We start from the raw sequence: 1,700 nt of genomic DNA, 5'->3' as shown, positions 1-1,700 counted from the left end.
TTCTAATAATTCAGGGCTGTTTTCTAACGGTAGAAAAACCTCTTAGAAGAGTGTTTTTGCCTTATTTCATAAATAAGGTACGTCAAACTTGAAAATCAAAGGGGTAAAACTAAAAAACGGAATGACAGGAGTTCGGAATATATTATTCTATTTAATGACGATCGGTAGCATTTGTCTTTTAACCGGTTGCAGCCGGTCAGATGTGCCCATACCACCGGGCCCGCCTACGCCGCCGAACCCCGACCCCGATCCCCCGGTAGCTACGGTTCCCATCCGGCTGAAAACACAGCTATTGAGCCGTGCGGCAATTGAAAACTTCGACAGCACAGCTATCAACGTCGCCAAAGGGAGCGGTACCCTGCAATTTGACGAGATATGGGAGGCAGTCGCTACAGACTCCGAAATCACATTTGTACCGGAACGCTATTATCCGACGGACAGTTCGGATGTGTATCTGACCGGTTACTATCCGAAAGGCACTGTGAAAGACGGTCTTGTCGAGTACCATCTCGACGGGGAGACTGACATCATAACGACAAAGGCACAGTCCGGTTCATTGGTGAATCCTTTCGATAGGCAGGACAGCCTGTTTTCGTTTTCCCATCAATTGTCGCTGCTGAAAATCACGGTTCGCCTTGCCGAAAACCGTCCGGAGACCTATTACTTGAAATTCGCCGGTTTGGAAGGTTCTTCCCGGGAGGCATGGCTCGAATTGTCAAGCGGTGAACTGTTGTTCGGGACGGAAGCGCCGAAGTTAGTGCTGTATGAGGCGGAGACGGAAACCGGCATGGAAATCTCGACGGAAAGCACCTTTAATAGTAGCCTGCTGGTACAGCCCCGTACGGAGTTGACGGTCGATATTGTGCTGACGCGGGATAACAATCCGGAGCATGACCTGTCATACACCGGTCTCCCCGTGCATTTTGAAGGTAGCGGTTCGGAAGGCAATGTCGCCTACAATATCGACATCGTGATCGGCTCGCCCGACCTGCCGATCGGACCGGACACTCCGGATGTTCCCGACCCGCCTACGCCACCGGATATCCCGGATGATCCGGACGAACCTGATATTCCGATCCCTCCTGTAATACCGCCAGTGGTTCCGCCGGTCGCGAATCCGTCGATCACGATCACGGCTACTGTTACAAGCTGGGAGGAAGTCTCCGGTGGAAACATCGATTTCAGACCCTCAAATGAATAATAAATAAACAATCAATAAAACAACAACGAACATGAAAACAAATCACATTTTACTAACTGCGGCCCTTCTCCTTTGTGCCGCAAGCTGCACCAAGGAAGCGACCGAGATACCGGACACGAACGACGACAATACCTTATATCCCGTCACGTTCAGCGGGGGGATCGATTTGGTACAGACGAAGGGAGAGGATAATAATACTACGCTGATGCGGAAGGACGTAAAAGCGAAAGTCTACGTTTATAAAAACACTGAAACAGTCACTAATGTGTCAAGCCCTGTAAATAAAGAATATAAGGTAGGAAACAATGGCGACCTGTCTATCGGGGCAAGCGATACGATCTATCTGGCAAAAGATACTTACAACTTTTATGCTGTCTCCACGGATTCAATAACAGAATCAACGGATGCTTCATCCTTCCCTGCGTTTACAAGCGGCGTCTCTGCTGAACTAAGTAACGGGTTCAACTATCTTTGGGCAAAATCAGAAAGTAAAGCGATA

Annotated in this window: 2 protein-coding genes; both read left to right on the top strand. The window is 49.0% G+C overall.

Features of this window, described 5'->3' with window-relative positions:
- Positions 1–121 precede the first annotated feature (121 nt).
- The gene (locus DWU89_RS20335) at positions 122–1,201 is read left to right on the top strand and encodes a fimbrillin family protein (protein WP_115501446.1); all 1,080 of its coding nucleotides are present in this window, start codon (positions 122–124) and stop codon (positions 1,199–1,201) included.
- Between the two features lie 31 nt (positions 1,202–1,232).
- Positions 1,233–1,700: hypothetical protein (locus tag DWU89_RS20330; protein WP_147292167.1), on the top strand; the 468-nt coding region annotated here is incomplete at its 3' end.

The sequence above is a fragment of the Parabacteroides acidifaciens genome (genome assembly GCF_003363715.1).
In the GTDB taxonomy this organism is placed as follows: Bacteria; Bacteroidota; Bacteroidia; order Bacteroidales; family Tannerellaceae; genus Parabacteroides; species Parabacteroides acidifaciens.
Note: the sequence above shows the minus strand (reverse complement) of the source record. Positions and strands in the feature narration are given on the sequence as shown.